Below are 23,110 nucleotides of genomic sequence, written 5' to 3'. Positions count from 1 at the left end.
GATAATGCTTGCCTCGCTTAAGGTGTAACCTGTGACGAAAAGCCTATCCCATTTATTGTGTTAAGTAAAAGTGCGGATAAAAACACCCGCACTTTCTCATTCATTAAATTGAGCGTTTAATTTCAACCACTTCAAAGACTTCAATTTGGTCACCAACTTTCACATCGTTGTAGTTTTTCACGCCAATACCACATTCCATTCCATTACGCACTTCTGCGACGTCATCTTTGAAACGGCGGAGAGATTCCAATTCCCCTTCAAAGATCACCACGTTATCACGTAATACACGGATTGGGTTATTACGTTTCACCACACCTTCGGTAACCATACAACCTGCGATTGCACCAAATTTCGGATGACGGAATACATCACGCACTTCTGCAAGACCGATAATTTCTTGCTTAAATTCAGGCTGTAACATACCGCTCATCGCTGCTTTGATTTCGTTAAGTAGTTCATAAATAATAGAATAATAACGCAAATCAATATTTTCATTTTCAATGATACGGCGTGCTGACGCATCGGCACGAACGTTAAAACCAACAATAATCGCATTAGATGCCGCAGCTAAAGTTGCATCGGTTTCAGTAATTCCGCCCACGCCAGAACCAACGACATTCACTTTCACTTCTGCGGTTGAAAGCTCTTGTAAGGCTTGAACGATCGCTTCTACCGAACCTTGAACATCTGCTTTGACAATAACGTTCAATTCTGCCACATCGCCTTCTGCCATATTGCTGAACATATTTTCCAACTTCGCTTTTTGCTGACGGGCTAATTTCACTTCACGGAATTTACCTTGACGATATAGTGCCACCTCACGGGCTTTTTTCTCATCACGTACCACAGTGGCTTCATCACCCGCAGATGGCACACCAGATAAGCCTAATACTTCCACTGGAATTGATGGGCCTGCTTCTGAAATGTCTTTACCATTTTCATCTCGCATTGCACGTACACGGCCATATTCAAAACCACAAAGCACAATATCACCACGGCGTAATGTTCCTGATTGAACTAAGATGGTTGCCACTGGACCACGGCCTTTATCAAGATATGACTCAATCACCACCCCAGTTGCCATTCCGTCTTTCACGGCACTGAGTTCTAACACTTCAGATTGTAATAAGATGGCTTCAAGTAATTCATCCACCCCTGTTCCTTTTTTCGCAGAAACATAAACAAACTGGGTATCGCCACCAAATTTTTCTGCAATTACTTCGTGTTGCAACAACTCTTGTTCGACGCGATCTGGGTTTGCTTCAGGCTTATCAATTTTATTCACCGCCACAACGATTGGCACACCGGCTGCTTTTGCGTGTTGGATTGCTTCAATGGTTTGTGGCATCACGCCATCATCTGCGGCAACCACAAGCACGACGATATCCGTTGCTTTTGCACCACGCGCACGCATTGAGGTAAAGGCGGCATGTCCCGGGGTATCAAGGAAAGTGATCATTTTGCCATCATCTGTTTCAACGTGGTAAGCACCAATGTGTTGGGTAATCCCGCCTGCCTCGCCAGCTGCCACTTTGGCTTTACGAATGTAGTCAAGTAAGGAAGTTTTACCGTGATCAACGTGTCCCATAATGGTTACTACTGGCGCACGATTTACTTTTTCAGCATTCACATCACGATCGCCTAATACGGATTCTTCTAGCTCATTTTCTTTACGTAGGATCACTTTGTGTCCCATTTCTTCGGCTACAAGCTGTGCTGTTTCTTGATCGATCACTTGGTTAATGGTAACCATTTCGCCCATTTTCATCATTGTTTTGATGATTTCAGTGGCTTTCACTGCCATTTTGTTCGCAAGTTCCGCGACGGTAATGGTTTCCCCAATCACCACATCACGGTTTACTGGTGCAGCTGGCTTGGTGAAGCCTTGTTGTAAGCTACTACCTTTTTTGCCTTGCTTACCTTTCGCGCCTTTGCCACCTTTAATGTCTTTTTGATTACGACGATTTGATTCACGCTCATTTTTGTTGTTGTCGTCTTCACGTCCGCCTTTTTTCGCTTTGGCAACTTTATTTTTACCACGACCACGATTTTCATTGCGGCGCTCTTCTTCGTCTTCTGCTTCGCGCGCATAGCTTGAAGTCAGATGATAATCTGAATAATCTTCAGAAATTTCATTTTTTTCATCCGCACTTGCTAAATCCGCATAGCGTTTCGCTTCTTCTGCCGCTTTACGTGCTTGCTCTTCTGCTTTTTGACGAGCTAATTCATCTGCTTTACGGCGAAGTTCTGCTTCTTCGGCTTTAAGACGTTCTTTTTCTTGATCAATCGCTTTAGTATTTGCAACTTTAGCTGATTTTTCTGTTTGTTCTTGTGCTTTCTGTTCTGCAAGACGTTTGTCTTCTGCTGCCTTTTTCGCTTTTTCTGCCTCTAATTTTGCTTTTTCTTGTGCTTCTTTTTTCGCTTTTTCTGCCGCTTTCTTTTCCGCTTCTTGTTTTGCTTTTAAGCGAGCCTCTTCTTCCGCACGAATTGCTGCTTCTGTTGGAACAGTGCGTTTTTTGCGTACCTCTACTTGTACCGTTTTATTTTTACCGGTACTTGTGGTGGTATTTGCCGTAGTTTTAGTACGGCGTTGTATGCTTAATTTTTTCGGTGCATCCGATTTTTTGACTTCATCTACCATAGTTTTTACACCCTTCTTTATTCTTCACTGAACCAACAAATATTACGTGCCGCCATAATTAAATCTGCGGCCTGTTCGGCACTTAATTCTTCAATATCGGCTAAATCATCCACACCTTGTTCCGCTAATTCTTCTAAGGTCGTGATTTGTTTTTCTGCTAATTTGAACGCAAGATGGCGGTTCATTCCTTCAAGATTTAATAATTTATCTTCAATATGCGCTTGTTTTAACGCTTCTTCTTCCGCTAATGCCGCAGCAGTCAAGGCGTTTTTAGCTCGAGTTTGTAATTCCTCAACAAGATCTTCATCTTCTAACCCATCAATTGCGGTTAATTCATTAACTGGAACATAAGCAAGTTCTTCTAAGCTAGTGAACCCTTCTTCTACAAGGATTTGGGCAAATTCTTCATCAATTTCTAATGCCTCAATAAAGCGTTTAAGCACTTTATTATCTTCTGCTTGATGTTTTTCATTAAGTTCTTCTGTGGTCATTACATTTAATGTCCAACCTGTCAGTTGTTTGGCTAGACGTACATTTTGTCCATTACGTCCGATGGCTTGTGGCAAGTTTTCCGCTTCAACCGCAATATCCATAGAATGATTATCTTCATCAACAACAATAGACGTCACATCCGCCGGTGCCATTGCATTAATCACAAACTGAGCTGGATTGTCATCCCATAACACAATATCAACACGCTCTCCGCCTAATTCATTGGTAATTGCCTGCACGCGTGAACCGCGCATTCCGACACAAGCCCCAACAGGATCAATACGTTTATCATTGCTTTTTACAGCAATTTTAGCGCGCGAACCCGGATCACGTGCTGCACCTTTGATTTCAATCAGCTCTTCACCGATTTCTGGCACTTCAATGCGGAATAATTCGATAATCATTTCAGGTTTTGCACGGGTAACAAAAAGCTGTGCGCCTTTGCTTTCTGGGCTAACACGGTATAACACACCACGCACACGATCGCCCGGGCGGAAATTCTCGCGTGGTAACATATCTTCACGCAAAATCACCGCTTCCGCTTGCTGACCTAAATCTAAAATAATATTTTCACGGTTTACTTTTTTCACCGTTCCCGTCACAATTTCGCCCTCATTAGAACGGAATTGCTCAACGATTTTATTACGCTCCGCTTCACGGATTTTGCTACTAATCACTTGGCGTGCGGTTTGCATTGTAATACGATCAAACGCCACAGATTCAATTTGATCTTCCACATAATCCCCAACTTGCACATTTGGATCATCAAATTGTGCCGCTTCAAGGGTGATTTCTTTTGTTGGATTGGTTACTTCATCCACCACTAACCAGCGACGGAATGTATCAAATTCACCCGTTTTTGGATCGATCACTACACGCACATCAATTTCTTGTTCATATTTTTTTCTCGTAGAGAGAGCAATCGCACTTTCTAAAGCCTCAAAAATTTTCTCACGAGGTAACAATTTTTCATTTGATACTGCTTCCGCAGCTAATAAAATCTCTTTACTCATTTTTTCTTTTCTTCCTACATAAACTTAAAATTTAGGTACTACATTGGCTTTTTGAATGTTACCAAATACCAATACTTGAGGCTGCCCATCAACCATTAACGTCAGCATATCATTTTCAATATGCGATAATTTTCCTTGCCACTTACGGCGTTCTAATACAGGAATACGTAAATGCACGATAATCTCTTGATCAATAAAGCGAGCATATTGCGCTAAGGTAAATAATGGACGATCAAGCCCCGGTGAAGAGACTTCAAGGTTATATTTATCCGCAATCGGATCTTCCACATCTAAAATCGCGCTGACCTGACGGCTCACATCAGCACAATCATCAACGGTTACGCCACCTTCTTTATCAATATATAAACGCACGGTTAAAAATCTTCCCATACGCTGGCATTCGATACCCCAAAGTTCACAGCCTAAATCCTGTACAGAATCTTTGAGTAAATCAGATAATTTTTCTTCTAATGTTGCCAATTAACGCCTCCTACACAAAATTAGGACGTAAAAAAAGGGCTATCAGCCCAGTTCTACATCTAAATTGCTCGTACAAAAAAACCCCAAAATTGGGGTTCTTTTTACTGAACTTTCTATGAATTGGTTGCGGGGGCTGGATTTGAACCAACGACCTTCGGGTTATGAGCCCGACGAGCTACCAAGCTGCTCCACCCCGCGTCCGAAATATGTGGCGTATTATACCTATAGAAAAACAAATAGCAAGGCTTTATCAAAAAAACTTGTAAAAAAGCACCGCACTTAGTTGTTTAAGGTATTTTCAAATAAACGATAAATCGCAATAAGATCCATTCTTGCAATAGGCTTAAAAGGTAACAATAAATGATACAGCCAACGGTTTTTTCGCAAAACAGAAACCGTTCGTTGCCAAATATCAGGTTCACAATATTGTTGATATTTCTCAATGGTTAAACGCATTTGCTCATCAGAAATGCTATCTGAACGCCCAAGACTATGAATAAAAATAAGGCTATCTCGTACTTTTTGCCAATTTAAATTCGTCTGATTAGAACGGGATTCAAAATCAATAAACTGTACCTTGCCTTCGTGCCACGCCATATCACGTAGCGCTGGGCGACCGTGAACCAAACCTTTCTTATGCAAATCCGTTAAGGCTTTTACCCCATCTTCCAAAATAGCCAGCTTCTGTATTGAACTGAGATCAGGTTTATCCACCCAATAGCTGATAGTCTTACCCGCATCTTTTAGCACTAAAAAATCTTCGCCAAATGCCATTAATTGTGGCACGGGTGCTTTTTTTTCGGCTAAAAACTGCAAGGTGTTCAATTCATTTTGAAAAGCTTTTTTGGGTTGCGGTTTAAGTAAACGCCAAACACCTTTAAGTTGTTCAGGTTGTTTGAGCCAGTAGCGCTGATTTTCATATTCAAAGCTAATAATTCGCTCACCTTTATGCTGTTTTAGCAAGGCTTGCACCTTTTCTTGAAATTCAATGTGTTGTGCTGACATCAAACAACCTCATACTTACATCAATAATTATTTCCAAACATCTGGATTTACGCCACGTTTAAGAAGCTCTGGATGCTCTTTAATTTTAAATTCTGGCTCACGAATGCCTGCTTTAATTTGGCGTTGATAATCTTTTAATAACGTCCAAACAATCGGGGAAAGCAACACGATAGACACCAAGTTAATTAATGCCATCACGGCCATTACCGTATCAGCGAAGCTCCATACCACATTCCCTGAATTCACTGCGCCAAAGTACACGAAAAATAGCACCACTAAGCGGAAAAGAAACACCACTACAGGGCGATTTTTGAGGAAACGGATATTACTTTCTGCATAGGCATAGTTACCAATAATAGAAGAAAATGCAAATAGCAATAAGATAAAAGCAAGGAAATGCAAACCAAATTCACCCACGTGATATTGTAAAGCGTTTTGCGTAAGAGAAATACTTTTCAGCGTTTCACCACCGTAATTGTCTGATAGCAAAATGATGATAGCCGTACAAGAACACACAATAATGGTATCAACAAACACGCCAAGCATTTGAATTAACCCTTGGCTCACAGGGTGCTTAACATCCGCAGTGGCCGCCGCATTTGGCGCCGATCCCATACCTGCTTCGTTAGAAAATAAACCACGTTTAATTCCCATTAGCATTGCTTTAGAGAAAATCGCCCCAAACATACCGCCAGCCATTGCATCAAAAGAGAAGGCACTATGCACAATGTTAGCAATCACAGCTGGGATCATTTCAATATGCATTCCCATAATGATTACCGCCATAATTAAATAGAACAGTGCCATTATCGGTACAATACGAGCCGATACTTTACCAATACGTTTCACCCCACCAAAAATAATTAAAGCAGTTAAAATCACCAAGCCAATTCCTACGTAATTTGGATTCCATTTCCACGCATTACCTGTTGCTTCAACAATGGCATTAGACTGCACCGCATTAAAGGCAAAACCAAAGGTAAAGATTAACGCAATGGCAAAGCACGCCGCCAGCCAGCGAGATTTTAAGCCTTGCACAATATAATAAGCAGGTCCACCGCGGCTCACTCCATCTTTATCTTTTAATTTATATAATTGAGCAAGAGACGACTCTGCCACTGCGCTAGACATACCGATCAACGCCGTTACCCACATCCAGAACACCGCGCCTTCACCACCAATCGCAATTGCTGTGGCAACACCACCAATATTCCCTACGCCCACACGGCTCGCAAGCCCTGTTGCAAAGGCTTGAAAGGGTGTTAAAGAATCCCCCGTAGAAGCGCGCCCAAACCACATTTCACGTAAACTTTGTGGAAATAAACGTAACTGCACTAACCCCGTTGTCACGGTAAAGAAAATGCCGACACCTAAAAGGGTAATTACGGTAATATCCCAAAGAGGGCCATCAAATGTTTCGACAAACCACGTTAAGGCGTGTTCCACGTTGCTGATAATTTGCTCAATCATAATTTCTCCTCATAATGAAAGACTGCATTCTAATAGATTTTATATAAAGAGAGAACAATTAGGATAAAAAAGAGAATAAAAAATTAAAAAATCTTCTATTTTTAAAAACTTTTAAAAAAATTACCGCACTTTATTATTCAACATTTAATTCACTGACAAAAAAGAGTGAGGAGAGATTAAACAAAAAGTAGAGTTCAAAAATAAAATCGCTGATTATTTACTCAATTTTTTATCTTGAATTTACAATCTAACTGCAACAAATAAAAAAGTGTTCATAAGGAAATCAACGATAATTTGTTTAGCCCAACAAAATCACTGATGAGAACTTATAAATACCTACAAACATCTTACACTTTGTGAACGCGAAAAGATAATGGTTTTTCACGCATTAGGCAAAACAATCACCCAGATTGCTCAGCGATTACAACGACATAAATCGACCATTTCACGAGAATTGAAGCGCTGTCAGGGCGAATATGCGGCATTATCAGCTCAAGAACACTATCAACACTATCAACAACAACGGGTAGAATGTAAACCCAAGCGAAAGGCCGACCCGAGATTGTTTGATTTCATCAAGCAAAAGTTCTTACAAGAGAATTGGTCGCCAGAGCAGATTGCCGCTCGTTTGAAATACGAACAAAGCGAGCTTTCTATTAGCTTTGTCAGTATTTATCGAGGGATTTATGCAGGGTGGTTTGATGAGAAAGGATTATCACACGAGGCAAGAGGGGCTATTCGGAAACTCCGCCATCGTGGGAAAAGGCGGCATACCAATGACTATATGGAAAATGCGGGAAAATCCCTATTAGTCATCATTTAACCGAACGACCAAGCGAAGCCGAGGCGCGAAGCCGTTTAGGCGATTGGGAAGCGGATACGGTATTGGGCGCAGCAGGAAAAGCCTGTTTATTGACCTTGACGGATAGAAAAAGCCGTTTTTCCCTCGTCAGAAAATTGCCTGCAAAGCGAGCAGAAAGCGTTGCTAAGGCAATGAGTGAAGCCTTGCACAATCAGCCTTTAGAGAGCATTACTCCAGATAGAGGGAAAGAATTTGCAAAACATCAGCAGGTAACGGAACGACTTCAAGTTGAATTTTACTTTCCATTGCCTCACCAACCTTGGCAAAGAGGAACAAATGAAAACACGAACGGTTTACTAAGGGAGTATTTTCCGAAAGGTCGAGACATTACCCCCTTTTCGGAAGCACAAATACAAGCCGTGGTCGATAAATTAAATCACCGACCACGCAAATGCTTAAACTGGAAAACGCCTTATGAAGTTTATTTTGATAAAGTGTTGCAGTTAGTTTGACAATCCAAGTATCAAAATCTTTTTCTTCTAGATAGATAAGGATTTTTCTAATTAAATCCCAATTACGTTTTATAATTACCTCAAGTTTTAGATATAAAAAAGCCGTTAGAAACGGCTTGAAAGTGGTTGTATCTTAATTCAATTGGTAGTGGATACAATATTAAAGCCTATTTAGATTTTCCATTTATTGTATCTTTTACTGCAGATATTATTTGTTCTACTGGTAATTCATTATTTTGGTTAGATATTAATCTTATAGGATTATCAGATAGTGTTTTCATTAAATTTGTAATTATCGTTTTTCTAGCTTGATTTTTATCTTCCTCTTTGTTTATCTTATTACCAATCCAATTATGACTATATAAAAAAATTTTAAATGTATCATATTTAAATTTATAGTCATATCTAATTCTATTTGCAGCAGAATGTAATTTAATTAGGTATATAAAGAATGTAAATGATATAATTATCATAGGGTATAAAATCAATAAATTAATATCTTTGAAAAGGTAATTGAATTTAGCTAATACTACTACGATCCCCAGCATGTATAATACTAGAAAAATTAATGTTATGAAATAGGTACAGTTTTCTCTTTTAGATAAATTTTCTAAATTTTTTAGTGTTTCATCCGTAGCAGCTTTCATATTTTTTGTTTCTTGTTCTTTATGTTCTTTTAGTATTGCGTCCAATTTATTTACATTTGTTAAGAAATTTTTATCATAGTATCTGTATACAATATTGCTAATATTAATTCTTAAGAAAGAATAAAAGCTATATTTTTCTTTAGGATTTTGATAACTAGAAGTTTCTAGTTGTAGTATTGGTTGATTATTAATATAATTAAAAAAAGATAATTTTAACATAAATTCTATATAGTGATATTGTAATCTAAAAATATTATTTTTAGTTTCTTCATTTAAATTCTCAAAAATATATATTAAATTTTCTATTGGTACTTCTAGATATGTTTTACCATCGTTTTTGGCTTCTTGTATTTCTTTTTCTAAAGAGTCAACAAGACTTGCTGCCTCATTGGTTTCTGATGTACTATTCATACTTCATCCTTATTGTGTAGAGTTAAATTTTATTCTTAATATTTAATCTGATGAAGCTTGGATTGTCAAACTAACTGCAACACTTTATCAAAATAAACTTCATAAGGCGTTTTCCAGTTTAAACATTTGCGTGGTCGGTGATTTAATTTATCGACCACGGTTTGTATTTGTGCTTCTGAAAAGGGTGTAATGTCTTGACCTTTCGGAAAATACCCCCTCAGTAAACCGTTCGTGTTTTCATTTGTTCCTCTTTGCCAAGGTTGGTGGGGCAATGGAAAGTAAAATTCAACCTGAAGTCGTTCCGTTACCTGCTGATGTTTTGCAAATTCTTTCCCTCTATCTGGGGTAATGCTCTCTAAAGGCTGATTGTGCAAGGCTTCACTCATTGCCTTAGCAAACGCTTTCTGCTCGCTTTGCAGGCAGTTTTCTGACGAGGGAAAAACGGCTTTTTCTATCTGTCAAAGTCAATAAACAGGCTTTGCCTGCTGCGCCCAACACTGTATCTGCTTCCCAATCACCTAAACGGCTTCGTGCTTCGGCTTCGCTTGGTCGTTCGGTTAAATGATGACTAATTGGGATTTTTCCGCGTTTTTCCACATAGTCATTGGTATGCCGCTTTTTCCCGCGATGACGGAGTTTCCGAATCGCCCCTCTTGCCCCGTGCGATAGCCCTTTCTCATCAAACCACCCGGCATAAATCCCTCGGTAAATGCTGACAAAGCTAATAGAAAGCGCGCTTTGTTCGTATTTCAAACGGGCGGCAATCTGCTCTGGCGACCAATTCTCTTGTAAGAACTTTTGCTTAACAAAATTAAACAATCTCGGGTCGGCTAACTTTCGCTTGGGTTTACATTCTACCCGTTGTTGTTGATAGTGTTCTTGAGCCGATAATGTCGCATATTCGCCCTGACAGCGCTTCAATTCTCGTGAAATAGTCGATTTATGTCGCTGTAATCGCTGGGCAATTTGTGTAATCGTTTTGTCTAATGCGTGAAAAACCATTATCTTTTCGCGTTCACAAACTGTAAGATGTTTGTAGGTGTTCATAAGTTCTCATTAGTAATTTTGTTGTGCTAAACAAATTATTGTTGATTTCCTTATGAACACTTTTTTATTTGTTGCAGTTAGATTTTAAATTCAAGATCAAAAATCTCATAAGGCATAAAAATTCGGTGCAATTCACAAAAATGTGAACTACATCACATTCTATTTCTCATAATCCGCTATAATAAAATTGAAATAATGGTTTAATAATTTTAAAATCAAAAACCCAACAATAAGTTTCAATGACAACCTCATTTTAAGGAGTTTAAGGAGCAACTATGTCAAATATTTTAGAACAATTCTCATTAAAAGGTAAAATAGCCTTAGTTACAGGGGCATCATACGGTATCGGCTTTGCTATCGCGTCAGCACTCAGTCAGGCAGGCGCAAAAATTGTATTCAATGATGTAAACGAAGAAAACCTCAAAAAAGGTCTCGCTGCCTATAAAGAAGCAGGCATTGATGCACAGGGTTATTTATTTGACGTAACAGACGAAAATGCGGTAAAAGAACACGTCGCTAAAATTGAAAACGAAGTGGGCGTGATTGATATTTTAGTAAACAATGCGGGGATTATCCAACGTATCCCAATGCTAGAAACCACCGCCGCAGACTACCGTAAAATTATCGACATCGATCTGACTGGCCCATTCATTATGTCAAAAGCCGTATTACCTTCAATGATTAAAAAAGGACACGGTAAAATCATCAATATCTGCTCAATGATGAGTGAATTAGGCCGTGAAACTGTGGTGGGTTATGCCTCCGCCAAAGGTGGATTAAAAATGCTCACCAAAAACATCTGTTCAGAATTTGGTGAAGCAAATATTCAATGTAACGGGATCGGCCCAGGTTATATCGCCACACCACAAACAGCACCATTACGCGAAAGACAACCTGACGGCTCTCGCCACCCATTCGATCAATTCATCATCGCTAAAACACCTGCAGCGCGTTGGGGTACGCCAGAAGATCTCGCAGGTGCGGCAGTATTCTTGTCTTCTGATGCCTCAAACTTCATCAATGGTCATATTTTATACGTTGATGGCGGTATCTTGGCATATATTGGTAAACAGCCGTAAAACTTGCTGCTTAGTTTTGGTTGAATGTAGAAGATCGGAAGTGATCTTCTACATTTTATAAGTAACAAAAGAAAATAACGCATTCAGTAAGCCCCCATTGTTAAATACAAAGAAAAAACAATTTGACACGGAAAGATATTTTCCTACCTCTTCTCAATATTACATTAGCAATTCCCTCACAACTCACTTGTAAAGAAATAAAAACACTATGTAAAAATATAATTACATTTCAATAAAAATACGATAAAATCTACTGCACTTTTACTAAACTTAATCAGGAAAATATTATGAAAAATAAGACATTTGGCAGTGCCTTACTTGTCGCAGGAACGACAATAGGTGCAGGAATGCTAGCAATGCCTCTCACCTCGGCAGAGATGGGCTTTAGTTATACCCTTGCATTATTATTCGCACTTTGGATTTTACTTTCTTACAGCGCATTATTATTTGTTGAAGTGTATCAAAAAGCGGAACGCAAAGATGCAGGGATTGCGACACTAGCTGAGCAATATTTCGGTATCGCTGGGCGTGTACTTGCTACCCTTTCCCTTGTTATTTTTATGTATGCTATTCTTTCCGCTTATGTTACAGGCGGTGGTTCATTACTTGCTGGGCTAATGCCATTTTTAGGGGATAACGCCACTTCTGTATCCATCGTTTTATTTACGCTGGTATTAGGTGTCTTTATCGTGATTAGTACAGGCGCAGTTGATGCGCTAACACGCTTACTCTTCTTAATTAAACTTGCGGCATTTTTACTTGTATTAGGTATGATGTTACCGCTAGTTACAACGGATAACTTGCTTGCAATGCCATTAAAAGATTTCTTAATCATTTCTGCAAGCCCTGTATTTTTCACCTCATTTGGTTTCCACGTGATTATTCCAAGCATAAACAAATACTTAGATGGTGATATTCGCCGTTTACGTATTGCCATTATTGGAGGGACAGCAATCCCATTAGTGGCTTATATTTTATGGCAAATGGCAACGCACGGCGTTTTCCCACAATCTGAATTTGTGCAAATTGTAAATAATGATCCCACACTAAATGGGTTAATCAATGCTACCTTCCAAGCGACAGGGAGTTCATTAATTAGCGGTGCGGTAAGAACATTCTCAACCCTTGCATTAGTTACCTCTTTCCTTGGCGTGGCATTATCACTGTTTGACTGCTTAGACGATTTATTAAAACGTGTAAACATCAAAGCAAATCGCATCCAACTTGGTTTACTAACTTTTATTCCACCACTTGCTTTTGCTTTATTCTATCCAGATGGCTTTATTGCTGCCTTAGGTTATGCAGGACAAATGTTTACTTTCTATGGTTTAGTGTTGCCCGTTGGAATGGCTTGGCAAGCACGGAAACGCTATCCTGATATGCCATACCGTGTACTAGGTGGAAATATAAGCTTATTTATTGCCTTGTTATTAGGATTATTAATTATGAATGTCCCATTTTTAATCCAAGCGGGTTATTTACCGAAAGTGATTGGTTAATTTAACCGAAAATTTTATCTAAGCCGATCATAAGATCGGCTTTTCCTTAAAAGTAGCGACTGACTTTCACACGAGCAATCCCCTCCAAACTTTGTCCTTACCAACTAATAAAATATTTAACCTATTGATAATCTTCTATGTTTTTGCCAAAATTTAGTCAGCTTTTATTCATATTACTAGGAGACACGATGAAAAAACTTCTCACCACTATTCTTACTCTTTCTTCTATAAGTATTGCTGTTGCGAAAGAGGTAAATATCAAAATTTTAGGTACTTCAGACGTACATGGTAGAGTTGTACCTTGGAGTTATGGCGCAGATATTGCCGACTATTCAGGTTCTTATGCTCAAATTTCCACTTATGTAAATGAAGTCCGCAAAAAAAATCCTAATGTTGTTCTGGTAGATATTGGTGATGCGATTCAAGATAATCAAGTAGAAGTATTCGCAAAAACACCTGAGTATTATAAAAATCATCCTATTCCTAAAATACTTAATCAAATGAAATATGATATTTTCATTCTAGGCAATCACGAATTCAATTTTGGTATGACCGCATTAGATGAAATCCTAAAAGATATAAGGGCGCAAAAGCTAACGGCAAATTTTTACTATAAAAATGGTCGCCGTTATCTTACACCAACGACGATAATTGAAAAAGATGGGGTAAAAATAGGTGTAATTGGATTGACTACGCCAATGTCTGCCACTTTTGAGCTAGACACAGGCTATCTCGATCAAATGATTTTTACTTCCCCAATTGAAGAAACCAAAAAACAAATTACCCAATTAAAACAGAAAGGGGTTGATGCGATTGTGGTTTTAGCTCATATGGGCATTGAAAATGAAAATAACATTCCAGATACGGGAGTTGCTGATCTTGTCAATGCAGTAGATGGCATTGATGTGATTATTGCAGGACATATGCATAAAAATATTCCTCACGTAACTATTAAGGATACATTGATTACAGAACCTCATCGTTATGGCACTGTCGTTTCAGAAGTAGATCTTACCTTTGACATTAAGAACGCTCACGTAAAGCTGATAAATAAAACAGCAAAAACAGTGCCAGTAAAAGATTTCCAAGCTGATGAAAATATTATTAAAATTTATCAACCTTACCACGATGAATTACGCCGTTTAAATAATGTGATTATTGGTCAAACAGAAAATACCATGGTACCTCAAGGTGAAAATTATGGCGTCTCTTTTGCTTTTTCTCAAGATACGGGGTTATCTTCTTTTATCCACGATGTAGAACAATATTATAGCCAAGCGGATGTTGTTTCCTTTGCTTTTGATCATCAGAAAGTTCGCCTAGAAAAAGGAGATATTAAGAAAAAAGACATTATTTACAATTATCGCTATGCTGGCGGCGATGTTAGCGTTTATGAGATGACAGGAAAACAACTCAAACAATATATGGAATGGTCTGCAGATTATTTTGATACCCTTGAACCGGGTGATAAAATCTATCGCTATAATACCAAACGAGCTAAATCTAAATACGTTACTTTTGATTTATTTGGTGGCGTAAATTATCAAATTGATTTGCGTAACCAGCAAGGTCATAAAATTGTAAACCTTCGTTTGGCTGATGGTCGTCCAGTGACTGATGAAATGAAACTTAAAGTGGGAATGAATTCTTATCGTTTTGGACAATTAATCAAAAAAGGCGGAATTTTTGAAGGACAACAAATTCCATTATTATGGGAATCTAAAGTGGCATTAGGACAGGAAAATGGCACAATTCAAAATATGATGATGAATTATATCCGCGAAGTGAAACAAGGAAAAATTGAAGGAAAAAGCCACAATCGTTGGAAAATTATTGGATTAGACTAAAATACAAAATATAAAGTGCGGTTAAAATTTTCCAACTTTTGAGTAAAAATAAAAGGCGGCCAATTCTAGCCGCCTAAGTTTGTGAGTTACTCTTGTTCTAATAATGTACGATAAATTACACCACCAATAATTCCACCTACGATAGGCGCAAGCCAGAATACCCATAGCTGCTCAATAGCCCAAGTGCCTTGGAATAACGCTACTGCAGTAGAACGCGCAGGATTTACCGATGTGTTGGACACAGGAATACAAACCAAGTGGATAATTGTGAGGGCTAAGCCAATTGCAATAGGTGCAAACCCCGCTGAAGCACGTTTATCTGTTGCGCCGTGAATCACAATTAAGAAAAATGCGGTTAAAACGATTTCCGCAAGAATAACTGCCGTTAAAGAATAACCACCGGGTGAATGTTCTCCAAAACCATTTGAAGCAAAGCCACTTGCTGTGACATCAAACCCAGCTTTACCTGAAGCTATCCCATAAAGTACCGCACCAGCACAAAGCCCGCCGATAACTTGAGCAATAATATAGCCAAATGCCTCTTTAGCGTGGAAACGTCCACCCGCCACTAAGCCTAATGTAACAGCTGGATTAAAATGTCCACCTGAAATATGCCCCACCGCAAATGCCATTGTTAAAACGGTGAGACCAAATGCCAATGCAACACCTGCAAAACCAATCCCAAGTTCAGGAAATGCCGCCGCCAACACAGCTGAGCCACAGCCTCCTAACACAAGCCAAAATGTTCCGAAAAATTCAGCAAACAGTTTTTTCATTTTTTGAGTCCTATAAGTTAAATTAAATAATAAAATAAGTAGGCATATCGCCTAACATTGGATTAGTCATAAAGAAAAATAAAAGGTTGCGTAAACTTATGTAAAAAAGGGCTTTACAATAAATTAAAATTTATTGACATATAATATTTTTTAAAGGGTAAAAATGAAGAGGTTAAACTTTATATAAATACAGGAAACGCAAGCCGACAATCTTCTAGGAGGCTTCCACCATAAACCAAATTAGTGGAGAGTAAATTCACGCTTCATTAGATTCTATAACAAAACTAAAAAAACCTGCTTACTTGCATAAACAGGTTTTTTATTCTTAGCTCACCACATAAGGAATGTTGGTGATGCCTGATTCTGCTAAAGCCGCGATAACATCTTGTGCCTCAACATTCTCACCGAAAACGGCAACAACTTCTGCTACATCTTCGCCTTTTTGTTTCGTTTCTTCTGCCGATACCGCACCGATATTTAATAGTTCAGAAACTAAATCGTGAGCGAAAATGCGGGTTGTTGTAAATGTAATCGTTAATGTACTCATAAACTTTTCCTTCTATAAATCAATATCAAAATAATGGTGTACTAGCCTAAAGATTGCTGTAACACAGAAAATTTTAGCACTATTCTGAAAAAATGCGATGCAAAATCTTTCTTATCTCAATAAATGTCAAACTTGCCATAATGGAAGCCTGCTGTCAAAAAGTGGCTAATAAATTTTGATCTAAGACAAGAAAATCGCATTTAGATCACGCACACATAAAATAGTTGATAAAATTAGTCGGGTATTAATACGATATTTAAGGTTGAGTGTTATTTTTTGTAAAGAAATAACCATTTATCCTTAGCACACAATAGCAATGCGATTGCTATGGTTTATTCTATTTTTATGTATGGAGAATTGATTATGGGGCAATATAAAAAGCTCTGGTACACGTTGATCGTTGTGCTTATCGGGGCATTTTCTATTCTGGGTTATTTTGGGGTAGATATTTATCGGGAAGCACCGCCTATTCCTGAAAAATACATCAATGAAAATGGTGAGACCCTGATTACTAAAAATGATATTTTGCAAGGTCAAACTGCTTGGCAAACGACTGGGGGAATGCAACTTGGCTCAATCTGGGGACACGGTGCATATCAAGCGCCTGATTGGACGGCTGACTGGTTACATCGTGAATTGACCAACTGGTTAGATATTACAGCACAAAAAGAATTTGGTAAAAATTTTGATCAATTAAATGACGATCAAAAAGCCATTTTACAAGCGCGTCTTACTCGTGAATATCGAGGCAGCAAAGTCGAAAATGGTGTTGTACAATTATCTGATACACGTCAGCAAGCCATTGAAAAAACAGCACAATATTATATTTCGCTATATGGTGATGATCCGCAGTTCAAACTCACTCGCGATCATTTTGCGATGAAAGATAACACCTTGCCCGTATTAGCAGATCGTCAAGATTTAACAAAATTTTTCTTCTGGACAGCTTGGACTGCCTCGGCGAATCGTCCAAATACAGAGGCAACTTATACCAATAACTGGCCACACGAACCACTCATTAATAATGTGCCAACCGCAGAAAATATTATGTGGTCTATTGCCAGTGTTGTCTTCCTGATTTTAGGCATTGGTATGATGGTTTGGGTGTGGGCATTTAAGAAAAAAGAAGATGAGAAAGATCCAATTCCTGATGCTGTTGATCCGCTAACTAAAATTCAACTCACCCCTTCACAAAAAGCGCTTGGTAAATATTTATTTACGGTTGTGGCGTTATTTATTGCACAGGTTACGTTTGGGACTATCGTCGCACACTATACGGTTGAAGGTCAGGATTTTTATGGTATTCCATTATCAGATTACCTTCCCTATTCCCTCATTCGTACTTGGCACGTACAAAGTGCGTTGTTCTGGATTGCTATGGCATTTTTAGCGGGCGGATTATTCCTAGCCCCAATTATCAATGGCGGTAAAGATCCAAAATATCAAAAATTAGGCGTAGATATCCTCTTTTGGGCATTAGTCGTATTGGTTGTCGGTTCCTTTACCGGAAGTTATTTAGCCATTGCACATCAAATTCCAAAAGAATTAAGCTTTATGTTCGGTCATCAAGGGTACGAATTTATTGACCTAGGACGTTTCTGGCAAGCGATAAAATATGCCGGTATTTTGTTCTGGCTAGTGCTAATGCTACGTGGCACAATCAATGCGTTTAAACAGCCGGGAGATAAAAATTTACTCGCGTTGTTCTTTGCTTCTGTCATTGCAATCGGGCTATTCTATGGGCCAGCCCTCTTTTACGGAGAACATACTCACTTATCTGTAATGGAATATTGGCGTTGGTGGGTTGTGCATCTTTGGGTGGAAGGGTTCTTTGAAGTATTCTCGGTTGCCGCACTATCCTTTATTTTTGTCAGTTTAGGGCTTGTTTCACGCCGCACAGCAACCGTTTCCACGATTGCTTCTGCCTCGATTTTCCTTATTGGTGGTATCCCCGGCACCTTCCATCATCTTTACTTTGCTGGAGCAACCACCCCTATTATTGCGGTAGGTGCTTCATTCTCTGCATTAGAAGTTGTTCCCTTAGTTTTACTCGGTTATGAGGCTTGGGAACATTGGTCTATGCAACAAAAAGCCCCTTGGATGGAACGTTTAAAATGGCCAATCTATTGCTTCGTAGCTGTTGCATTCTGGAATATGTTAGGGGCGGGTGTGTTTGGCTTCTTAATCAACCCACCTATCTCGCTTTACTATGTTCAAGGGTTAAACACCACAGCAGTACACGCACACGCCGCCTTATTTGGTGTTTATGGTTTCCTTGCCTTAGGATTTGTATTCTTAATCGTACGTTACTTACGCCCAACCCACCAATTTGATGATAAATTGATGAAATTTGGTTTCTGGAGTTTAAATCTGGGTTTAGTTGTAATGATTATCTCAAGTCTACTACCAATTGGTGTTATTCAAGCTCACGCTAATATGGTACACGGGTTATGGTATGCGCGTGGCGAAGCCTTTATGCAACAAGAACTTTTTGTTACCTTACGCTGGGTGCGTATGGTAGGCGATGTTATCTTCGGCTTAGGGGCATTAGCTTTCTTCTGGCAAATGGTGAAAATGGTGTTTGCAAAACAAAAATAAGTCGCTAACCTCTTGCTGTTCCTCTGCTTATAAAGAGGAATGATGAGACTTCATCAAAAATCAAGTGCGGTCAAAAATTTTCATTTTTTTGACCGCACTTTCATTATATGCCATCGTCTGATGCTAAAAGGCTATCTCCTGCACTGCTTTTTATAACGGCGCTGTTATCTTATTCTAAACTCAAATGACAAAATGATTGACTTATAAGTTACGAAAAAATAGAAATACGCTGACGGATATGCTCCCCTTTTACTGCTTCATCAATCATCGCAATGGCATAATCAGCATAGCTCACATAGCTTTCACCTTGTTCATTTAGCGTAAAAATTTCACCCGCTAAACGATAATGCCCCATTTTCTTGCCTTCAGGATCGAAAACCGCCGCTGGGCTAATGTATGTCCATTTCACATCATCACGTTTACGCAATTCCATTAACGCTTTTGCCATTGCTTGGGCTAACGATTTATATTCAACGGGGAAATCTGGCGTATCCACAAGTTGCACCGTTAAGCTATCATCAATATAAAGGCTACCTGCGCCACCCACAACGAGCAAGCGAACATTTGTTCCTGCCAAAATATCACATAAATGGGCTAAAGAGCTGCTATGCTGTGGCAATGTTTCAGGTGTCCACGCGGCAAAAGCATCAATAACCACATCAAATCCTGCAAGATCTGCGTTGGTTAAATCAAACAAATCTTTTTTCAGTATATTTTGTGCGCTGCTGTGATTTTCATTGCGAACCACCGCAGTTACATCAAAACCGCGTGCTACCGCTTCTGCGACAATCAAACGCCCTGCTTTACCATTTGCGCCAATTACTGCCAGTTTCATTTTTCTTTCTCCTTGTTTAATGATAACTAAAAATAGTTCTGTTACGTTTTTGTTGAGCGTGATAATATCTCTTTAGAAAATAAAAAGAAAGTAAGCACCCAAAAGTGCGGTAGTTACTTAAAAGAAACTCATATTGAAAAATAAGGAAAAATGTTGAAAGAAACAGATAAAAAATTACCCGATTGTGAAGTGGAAATCACATTAATGATGATGAGTGAACGTTGGCGTGTATTGATTATTCGTGAATTATTATCTGGCACAAAGCGTTTTGGTGAATTGAAAAAAACCTTAAACGGCATCTCACAAAAAGTGCTAACTGCTAATTTAAGGGCAATGGAAAGCCAAGGGTTATTAACGCGAAAAGTCTATGCGGAAGTGCCACCACGGGTGGAATATACTCTTACAGAAGACGGAATAAGCCTAAAAAGCGTGCTTGATGCAATGGCTATGTGGGGAGAGAGTTATCGGCAAAAATATCAAAATAGATAAAATCTCAAAAAAAACCACCGCACTAAGTAAAATACTTAAAGGTGCGGTGATTTTTGCTGTAATGTTTAGTGCGGTTTTCTACTCTTGCTCACCAAGCAATTTCAATTCTCGGTTTTTCACTTGATGTTTCAGCATTTCAGTAAATTCTGCGATGGTGAATGTACCTAAATCAGCCCCTTTACGAGTACGCACGGCGATTTTGCCTTCGGCAATTTCTTTATCGCCACAAACTAACATATAAGGTACGCGTTTTAAGGTATGTTCACGGATTTTAAAGCCAATTTTCTCGTTGCGTAAATCTGCTTTAGCACGCAAGCCCGCATCAGAAAGGGCTTTCACCACCTCTTTTACATAATCCGCTTGGCTATCGGTAATATTCATCACCACAGCCTGAGTTGGAGCAAGCCAAGGTGGGAAGAAACCCGCGTAATCTTCGGTGATAATGCCGATAAAACGCTCTAACGAACCTAGAATCGCACGGTGAATCATTACTGGAGTTCGGCGATCATTGTCTTCCGCAACATAAGACGCATTTAAACGACCCGGTAAAGCAAAATCAAGCTGGATTGTGCCACATTGCCATTCACGATCAAGGCTATCACGCAGAGCAAATTCAATTTTAGGCCCGTAAAATGCGCCCTCACCTTCTTGAATTTCGTATTCTAAGCCATTGTGTTTTAAGGCATTTGCTAGACCTTGCTCTGCTTGATCCCACATTTCATCAGAACCAATGCGTTTCTCTGGACGCGTAGAAAGTTTCACTTGGATATTATTGAAACCAAACGTACTGTAAATATCATAAACCATACGGATACAACTGGTTACTTCGCTTTCAATTTGATCTTCCGTACAGAAAATATGTGCATCATCTTGGGTAAAACCACGCACACGCATTAATCCGTGCAATGAACCTGACGGTTCGTTACGATGACAAGAACCAAATTCCGCCATACGAATTGGCAGATCACGGTAAGATTTTAAGCCTTGATTGAAGATTTGCACGTGTCCGGGACAGTTCATTGGTTTAATGGCATATTCACGGTTTTCTGATGAGGTGGTGAACATTAAATCACCATAGTTTTGCCAATGCCCTGTTTTTTCCCATAAAACACGATCCATCATAAATGGTCCTTTCACTTCTTGATAATCGTACTCTTTTAATTTAGTACGCACGAAAGTTTCAAGCTCACGGAAAATCGTCCAACCGTCATTATGCCAGAACACCATACCCGGTGCTTCTTCTTGCATATGATAAAGATCAAGCGCTTTACCAATTTTACGATGATCGCGTTTTGCTGCTTCTTCTAAACGTTGCAAATAGGCGGCAAGTTGTTTTTTATCCGCCCACGCTGTGCCGTAAATACGCTGTAACATCTTGTTTTTGCTATCGCCACGCCAATATGCGCCTGCCACTTTTTGTAATTTGAAATGATGACAGAAACGCATATTTGGTACGTGTGGGCCACGACACATATCAATATATTCTTCGTGGTGATATAGCGCTGGGGTGGCTGTTTTTTCGATATTTTCATCTAAAATCGCCATTTTATATGGCTCACCACGTTGTTCAAAAGTATCTCTTGCCTCTTGCCAAGTTACGCGTTTTTTCACCACATCATAATTGGTTTTTGCTAGTTCAAGCATTCTTTTTTCAATGGCGTCAAGATCTTCTTGCGTTAAAGAGCGGTCTAAATCCACATCATAATAAAAACCGTTTTCAATGGTTGGCCCGATAGCCATTTTTACATCAGGGAAAAGCTGTTTAATCGCGTGTCCTAATAAATGCGCGCAAGAGTGGCGAATAATTTCTAGTCCATCTTCATCTTTGGCGGTAATAATTTCTAACTTGGCATCTTGATCAATCAGATCACACGCATCACGGCGTTCACCGTTCACACGCCCTGCGATAGTCGCTTTGGCTAAACCTGCACCAATATCTTGTGCAACGTCAAGCACTGTAACGGGTTTATCAAATTGGCGTTGTGAGCCATCGGGTAAAGTAATAATTGGCATATCAAATCCTTATACAGTGGTTACCCATACGAGAGGTAACTTGTTGATTAAATTAAAAATAAACTAAAAAAGCACCGCACTTTGTTATACCTACAATGTATTTTCCGCACTGTGCTTTCTCTATTATCGAATCGCTTTTGGTATAGCTTTCGATTTAAGCGAGTGATCATACGCTATTTTGCGTTGAAAACCAACTTTCTCGCCGATTTTCCTCGGCGTTTTACAACGCTAAACGGCTTTATCGAAATATAATTCAACTTGTGATAAGCTAGCCATCGTTTCCACATAGGCTTTCACTTTTGGCGGGAAAACAAGTCCTTTCACACAAGTGAGGTTGCGTAACATTGGGAAAAGCAAAATATCTTCCATCGAAAGCTGATTATTTACCCCATTTTCTGACAAAATCAATGGTTCAAGAGCGGTAAAATCTTGTTGCAGTTTTTCAATATATTGCGCAGAATTCGCAAGATTTTCAGCAAAATCACCAATACTTTCTGTTTTCTTTTTCACGAAATAATCCATCGCACTTTGGGTAGCAAATTCAGGCAAGCCTAACTGCACAAAACGCGGCAATAGCAGATGATTATAATAACTGCCGACTGCTTTCATCCACGCTTGCAGATCGCTACGCACCTCATCATCGAGTAGCAAGCGATTGCCATAGTTTTGATCCACATAATGCACAATATCTAAACTTTCTGGCATTGCTGTGCCATCTTCTTTAATCAAGATTGGCGCCATTTTCTTTCCAATCAAGGAAACTGGCGTTGCTTCATCATCACTTAATAGCATTAGCTCTACCACGGGCAAATTCTTTAAGCCAAAAATCATTCTGGCACGCACGCAGAATGGACAATGATCATAAACGTATAACTTCATTTTTGCTCCTTAATAAATTATTTATGTA

General features: G+C 39.1%; 16 protein-coding genes, 1 tRNA gene and 2 pseudogenes. 6 read left to right on the top strand and 13 right to left on the bottom strand.

Annotated elements, in window-relative coordinates; translation table 11 throughout:
- Window positions 1–103: 103 nt before the first annotated feature.
- From infB to L4F91_RS04135, 6 genes are all read right to left on the bottom strand, one after another.
- The gene (infB, locus tag L4F91_RS04160) at window positions 104–2,641 is read right to left on the bottom strand and encodes a translation initiation factor IF-2 (RefSeq protein WP_395897458.1); all 2,538 of its coding nucleotides are present in this window, start codon (window positions 2,639–2,641) and stop codon (window positions 104–106) included.
- Between the two features lie 17 nt (window positions 2,642–2,658).
- On the bottom strand, window positions 2,659–4,146 hold the full coding sequence (nusA, locus tag L4F91_RS04155) for a transcription termination factor NusA (protein WP_250350480.1): 1,488 nt from the start codon (window positions 4,144–4,146) through the stop codon (window positions 2,659–2,661).
- A gap of 24 nt (window positions 4,147–4,170) precedes the next feature.
- Complete coding sequence (rimP, locus tag L4F91_RS04150; RefSeq protein ID WP_395897456.1) at window positions 4,171–4,626, bottom strand: ribosome maturation factor RimP; 456 nt, start codon at window positions 4,624–4,626, stop codon at window positions 4,171–4,173.
- 121 nt (window positions 4,627–4,747) lie between these two features.
- Window positions 4,748–4,824, bottom strand: a tRNA-Met gene (locus L4F91_RS04145).
- Window positions 4,825–4,905: 81 nt separating this feature from the next.
- Complete coding sequence (locus L4F91_RS04140; protein ID WP_395897454.1) at window positions 4,906–5,634, bottom strand: protein kinase family protein; 729 nt, start codon at window positions 5,632–5,634, stop codon at window positions 4,906–4,908.
- A 24-nt stretch (window positions 5,635–5,658) separates the two neighbouring features.
- Window positions 5,659–7,101, bottom strand: coding sequence for an alanine/glycine:cation symporter family protein (locus L4F91_RS04135; RefSeq protein WP_395897452.1), 1,443 nt, complete (start codon window positions 7,099–7,101; stop codon window positions 5,659–5,661).
- A 373-nt stretch (window positions 7,102–7,474) separates the two neighbouring features.
- Between L4F91_RS04135 and L4F91_RS04130 the strand changes: the two are divergent.
- A pseudogene (locus tag L4F91_RS04130) lies at window positions 7,475–8,415 on the top strand (IS30 family transposase).
- A 167-nt stretch (window positions 8,416–8,582) separates the two neighbouring features.
- Here L4F91_RS04130 and L4F91_RS04125 read toward each other — a convergent pair.
- Entirely contained in the window at window positions 8,583–9,473 is an 891-nt protein-coding gene (locus tag L4F91_RS04125) for a hypothetical protein (RefSeq protein ID WP_395897450.1), read from the bottom strand.
- Between the two features lie 65 nt (window positions 9,474–9,538).
- Window positions 9,539–10,520 (bottom strand): annotated as a pseudogene (locus L4F91_RS04120) (IS30 family transposase).
- Window positions 10,521–10,795: 275 nt separating this feature from the next.
- On the opposite strand from L4F91_RS04120, the gene L4F91_RS04115 reads away from it, so the two are divergent.
- From L4F91_RS04115 to L4F91_RS04105, 3 genes are all read left to right on the top strand, one after another.
- Window positions 10,796–11,599, top strand: coding sequence for a gluconate 5-dehydrogenase (locus L4F91_RS04115; RefSeq protein ID WP_250350484.1), 804 nt, complete (start codon window positions 10,796–10,798; stop codon window positions 11,597–11,599).
- Window positions 11,600–11,886: 287 nt separating this feature from the next.
- Complete coding sequence (locus L4F91_RS04110) at window positions 11,887–13,098, top strand: aromatic amino acid transport family protein (protein ID WP_250350485.1); 1,212 nt, start codon at window positions 11,887–11,889, stop codon at window positions 13,096–13,098.
- A 188-nt stretch (window positions 13,099–13,286) separates the two neighbouring features.
- On the top strand, window positions 13,287–14,945 hold the full coding sequence (locus L4F91_RS04105; RefSeq protein WP_250363161.1) for a bifunctional UDP-sugar hydrolase/5'-nucleotidase: 1,659 nt from the start codon (window positions 13,287–13,289) through the stop codon (window positions 14,943–14,945).
- A gap of 86 nt (window positions 14,946–15,031) precedes the next feature.
- Here L4F91_RS04105 and aqpZ read toward each other — a convergent pair whose 3' ends face one another.
- Together aqpZ and L4F91_RS04095 are read right to left on the bottom strand one after the other, a co-directional pair.
- Complete coding sequence (gene aqpZ / locus L4F91_RS04100) at window positions 15,032–15,721, bottom strand: aquaporin Z (RefSeq protein ID WP_250363162.1); 690 nt, start codon at window positions 15,719–15,721, stop codon at window positions 15,032–15,034.
- Window positions 15,722–16,046: 325 nt separating this feature from the next.
- Complete coding sequence (locus L4F91_RS04095) at window positions 16,047–16,268, bottom strand: hypothetical protein (protein ID WP_250350488.1); 222 nt, start codon at window positions 16,266–16,268, stop codon at window positions 16,047–16,049.
- A 363-nt stretch (window positions 16,269–16,631) separates the two neighbouring features.
- Here L4F91_RS04095 and L4F91_RS04090 point away from each other — a divergent pair, with 363 nt between their 5' ends.
- Window positions 16,632–18,866, top strand: coding sequence for a nitric-oxide reductase large subunit (locus L4F91_RS04090; protein WP_395897811.1), 2,235 nt, complete (start codon window positions 16,632–16,634; stop codon window positions 18,864–18,866).
- Window positions 18,867–19,074: 208 nt separating this feature from the next.
- Here L4F91_RS04090 and L4F91_RS04085 read toward each other — a convergent pair whose 3' ends face one another.
- On the bottom strand, window positions 19,075–19,701 hold the full coding sequence (locus L4F91_RS04085; RefSeq protein WP_395897446.1) for an SDR family oxidoreductase: 627 nt from the start codon (window positions 19,699–19,701) through the stop codon (window positions 19,075–19,077).
- A 150-nt stretch (window positions 19,702–19,851) separates the two neighbouring features.
- Here L4F91_RS04085 and L4F91_RS04080 point away from each other — a divergent pair, with 150 nt between their 5' ends.
- A complete protein-coding gene (locus tag L4F91_RS04080; protein ID WP_395897444.1) occupies window positions 19,852–20,190 on the top strand; it encodes a winged helix-turn-helix transcriptional regulator in 339 nt (112 codons plus the stop codon).
- Between the two features lie 78 nt (window positions 20,191–20,268).
- Here the strand turns inward: L4F91_RS04080 and thrS are convergent, their stop codons facing one another.
- On the bottom strand, window positions 20,269–22,203 hold the full coding sequence (gene thrS, locus L4F91_RS04075) for a threonine--tRNA ligase (RefSeq protein WP_250350491.1): 1,935 nt from the start codon (window positions 22,201–22,203) through the stop codon (window positions 20,269–20,271).
- A 228-nt stretch (window positions 22,204–22,431) separates the two neighbouring features.
- Window positions 22,432–23,082: a glutaredoxin 2 gene (grxB, locus tag L4F91_RS04070; protein ID WP_395897442.1), complete on the bottom strand. Its 651-nt coding sequence runs from the start codon at window positions 23,080–23,082 to the stop codon at window positions 22,432–22,434.
- Window positions 23,083–23,110 lie beyond the last annotated feature (28 nt).

This window comes from Avibacterium sp. 20-126, assembly GCF_044358625.1.
GTDB lineage: Bacteria > Pseudomonadota > Gammaproteobacteria > Enterobacterales > Pasteurellaceae > Avibacterium.
Note: the sequence above shows the minus strand (reverse complement) of the source record. Positions and strands in the feature narration are given on the sequence as shown.